Genomic DNA, 3,371 nt, shown 5'->3' on the forward strand with positions numbered 1-3,371 from the left:
CGGACCTCCGTATTGGGTTGAAAGGCTTGCCATACTGCATAGGCCATCCGGCGCGTTTTTTCCAGGGGTTTTTCAATGTTGGCGGCGGCGCTCCGGGCAGGGGCGGCCCGGGGCGGACTCCCCACGCGGGGCGCGAACTTGTCACAGGTCCGCAAGACATAGACGTGCTTCTCCCCCGACGCGCGGGCGCGCGGGGTGCGAAGCCGTTCCCGTCTCCGGGCGCCAGCAGCCCGGGCCCTCCGGGCATGCGGGTGCGCGGGAGCGGGAAGCTCGACCCCTGCCCGGCGTCGCTGTCGTCCCACCTCAGGACGCGCGGGCGCGCGGGAGCGGGAAGGCCTTGATGCGCTGCCTTCCATTGTCCTGCGCACCTCCGGGCGCGCAGGCGCACGGCGGCGGGGAGGACGGGGACACGCCACCCCCGGGACGCCCCCGGGCATGCGGGCGCGCGGGCCCGCCGGACAGGCGGACCACCCAGGCCAAGGGCCCCCTCCGGACGCGCGGACGCGCCGGGCACGAACTGCCCGCGCGTGGGAGAATTCTCGGGCCCCCTCCGGACGCGCGGACGCGCCGGGCCGGAATTTCCGGACGCCCGGACGGCCCGGGCGGTTTTTTTCGCCGCCGGGCCTAAAGTTCCCTCAAGACCTGCCGAAAAGAAGGGGACAAGGCGTTTTGTTCGGCCAGCGGCAAGGAGGGGAGGCCCATGGATTTCAGCATCGGCTCGGACATGTCCGTGACCACCGTGAGCACGGGCATGAGCAGGCAGGAATTCGGCGCCCAGGTTGTATCCAAGACACTGGACTACATGAACTCTAACTCGTCTTCCGGCTTCAACGCCGACTACGACTTCCAGACCAGCGTGCTCGGCGCCGCCTACAGCGGCAAGGGGACGATGGTCGAGATGATGATCTAACGCCGTCGCAGCGCCGGGCCGGGCGCCTTGTACAACGAAGCCCCGCCACCGCTCCTGTGCGGTGGCGGGGCCTTCCGGCGGCCGCGCGGCGGCGGCTTTGACCTCGCGGCGCGGTTGTGTCACACCCCAAGGCGTGGCGCGGCCCCGCCGCGCGGCACAGCCAACCCCGAAGGGAGAAGCCATGAACAGCACCCGCCCCCTGGCCGCGGCCGCCCTGCTGGCAGCCGCCCTCATGCTGACCGCCTGCGGCCCGAGCCAGGGCTGGTCCAAGAAGGACACCCACCCCTCGGCCTGGGCCATCGACGAGAAGAACTGCCTCTGGGAAGCCGCCCACGAGCAGGCCCCCGACGGAACCTACACGCCCGTGGAGCGCTCCGACGAGGACACGCAGGCCAGGGTGGAGCAGTGCATGCGAAACCTGGGCTACACCTGGGGCGAGGTGGACGACTAGCGCCCCGGCACCCGCGCGGGGCTACTCCTGCCCCTCCTCGTCGTCGGGCTCCAGCAGGCCCTTCTCCACCGCATGGCGGATGAACAGCGACAGGGCCTGCTCGCCGTCCTCGAACAGGGCCAGCAGCCGCCCCTTGTCCAGGTGCCCGAGTCTGGCGGTCACGAAATCCTTGATGCCCAGGGCCGCGGCGACCTTGAACAGGTCGGCGTAGTCCTCGGACGAGGAAAGCAGCGCGTAAAGCCCGCCCTCCATGCGCCCCAGCAATTCCTCCGCGTCCAGGGAGCCCAGGTCGATAACGGTGTCCTCGGTCATGCGAGTCCTCTTCTTTGGTTGGTCCCCGCCGCGCGAAGGGCCGCGCGCGGGAGCGCGCCATGCGCCAGTCAAGCACCCTACGCGCAACCCACCGCCGCGTCAAAAGCATCCTTCGCGGCCGCGCCCCGTTGCGCAAGAGCGGACAAGACGCCGCCCCGCCCCCGGGGGCATCCTCCAGGGAAACCTTCATCCCAAGGAGAGGACCATGACCCTGGACGACCTGTCCCTGTTCGCCCCCACGGCCCCGGAACGCATCACCCTGCCCTCGGCCCGGCTGGAGGCCGCCGCCCTGCCCTGGCAGCCGCACCCCGCCTTCCCCGGCGTACACATGAAGCACCTGGTGCTTGGCGCCGACACCGGGGGCGCCCTGTCCTGCCACCTGGTGCGCGTGGCGCCCGGGGCGGCCCTGGGCGAGCACGACCACCCCGGGCAGACCGAGGTGCACAAGGTCCTGGGCGGCGCGGGCCTCTGCCGCTGCGCCGGGGCGGACATCGCCTACGCACCCGGCGACCTGGCCGTCATCCCCCCGGGGCGGCGGCACAGCGTGGCGGCGGGCGAGCCGGGGCTGCTCCTGCTGGCGCAGTTCTGCCCGGCGCTGAAATAGGCGGACGGCCCGTGCGCGAGGAGGTCCTGTTCCACGATCCGCCCGACATGCCGGGCCTGACGGCGGTGGCCGGGCGCGGCCTGTCGGCCGCCTTCGCGCGGCATGTCCACGGCGCGCACGTCGTCGGCCTGGTGGATGCGGGTGTGCGCGTGCTGGAGGCGGGGGGCGTGGAAACGGAAATCGCCGCCGGGCGGCTCTTCGCCGTGGCCGCAGGCCAGGGGCACCGCTGCCGCGCGGGCGGCGGCGCCCCCCATTCCTACCGCGTCCTGTGCCTGGCCCCGGAGCGCCTGGCCCCGTATCTGGACGGGCTGGACGGCGCACCTCCGGCCTTCCCCTGCCCGCTGCTGGACGACCCCGGGGCCGCCGGGGCTCTGGACGCCTTCTTCGCCCTGCTGCCCGCCGCGCCGCACACCCTGGCCCGGCGCGAGGAGCTGGCCGACGCCGTGGCCCGGCGGCTGGGAATCCACGCCCGCCGGGGCGAACCCGTGCGCGCCGAGCGCGAGGCCGTGCGCCGCGCCCTGGCGCGCATCGAGGCCGACCCCGCCGCGCCCCTGAGCCTGGGCACCCTGGCGGCCACGGCCTGCCTGAGCCCCTTCCATTTCCAGCGGGCCTTCACCGCGCAGACCGGGGTCTCGCCGCGCCAGTGGCAGCTGGCCGCGCGCGTGCGCAAGGCCCGCGCCCTGCTGGACCGGGGCGTGCCCCCGGCCGAGGCGGCCCTGGCCTGCGGCTTTGCGGACCAGAGCCACTTCACCCGCTGCTTCAAGCGCCTGGTGGGCGTGCCCCCGGGGCGCTATGCCCGCGCCAACGCGGGGCGCGATCCCGCCGTCCCCCGGCGCGACCCCCGACACCGGGGATGACAGCGCCCCCCGGGAGCCTGTATTGTCTGACGAGCGGCGCCCCGCCGCCCACTTCGCGCCAAGGAGGCCCCCCCCGTGACCCGACCCGCCGCCAACCTGCTGGCCGCCGAAAAAAGCCCCTACCTGCTGCAACACGCGGAAAACCCCGTACACTGGCGCCCCTGGGGCGAGGCCACCCTGGCCGAGGCCCGCCGGGATGACAGGCCCCTGTTCATCTCCATCGGCTACTCCGCCTGC

General features: G+C 73.4%; 6 protein-coding genes. 5 read left to right on the forward strand and 1 reads right to left on the reverse strand.

Annotation, left to right across the window (positions count from 1 at the left end):
- The first annotated feature begins 700 nt into the window (after positions 1-700).
- Positions 701-910, forward strand: coding sequence for a hypothetical protein (locus tag M0P34_RS14455; protein ID WP_291500373.1), 210 nt, complete (start codon positions 701-703; stop codon positions 908-910).
- A 181-nt stretch (positions 911-1,091) separates the two neighbouring features.
- Positions 1,092-1,361, forward strand: coding sequence for a hypothetical protein (locus M0P34_RS14460; protein WP_291500375.1), 270 nt, complete (start codon positions 1,092-1,094; stop codon positions 1,359-1,361).
- Positions 1,362-1,382: 21 nt separating this feature from the next.
- Here M0P34_RS14460 and M0P34_RS14465 read toward each other — a convergent pair whose 3' ends face one another.
- A complete protein-coding gene (locus M0P34_RS14465) occupies positions 1,383-1,673 on the reverse strand; it encodes a hypothetical protein (protein WP_291500376.1) in 291 nt (96 codons plus the stop codon).
- Between the two features lie 205 nt (positions 1,674-1,878).
- Between M0P34_RS14465 and M0P34_RS14470 the strand changes: the two genes are divergently transcribed.
- The 3 genes from M0P34_RS14470 to M0P34_RS14480 all read left to right on the forward strand — a co-directional run.
- The gene (locus M0P34_RS14470) at positions 1,879-2,277 is read left to right on the forward strand and encodes a cupin domain-containing protein (protein WP_291500378.1); all 399 of its coding nucleotides are present in this window, start codon (positions 1,879-1,881) and stop codon (positions 2,275-2,277) included.
- Between the two features lie 11 nt (positions 2,278-2,288).
- Positions 2,289-3,134 carry an AraC family transcriptional regulator gene (locus M0P34_RS14475; protein WP_291500379.1) on the forward strand — a complete coding sequence of 282 codons (846 nt, stop codon included), beginning with the start codon at positions 2,289-2,291 and terminating at the stop codon, positions 3,132-3,134.
- Between the two features lie 75 nt (positions 3,135-3,209).
- The coding region (locus M0P34_RS14480) for a DUF255 domain-containing protein (protein ID WP_291500381.1) at positions 3,210-3,371 on the forward strand (162 nt) is incomplete at its 3' end.

It is taken from the genome of Desulfocurvus sp. (genome assembly GCF_023230885.1).
In the GTDB taxonomy this organism is placed as follows: domain Bacteria; phylum Desulfobacterota; class Desulfovibrionia; order Desulfovibrionales; family Desulfovibrionaceae; genus Desulfocurvus.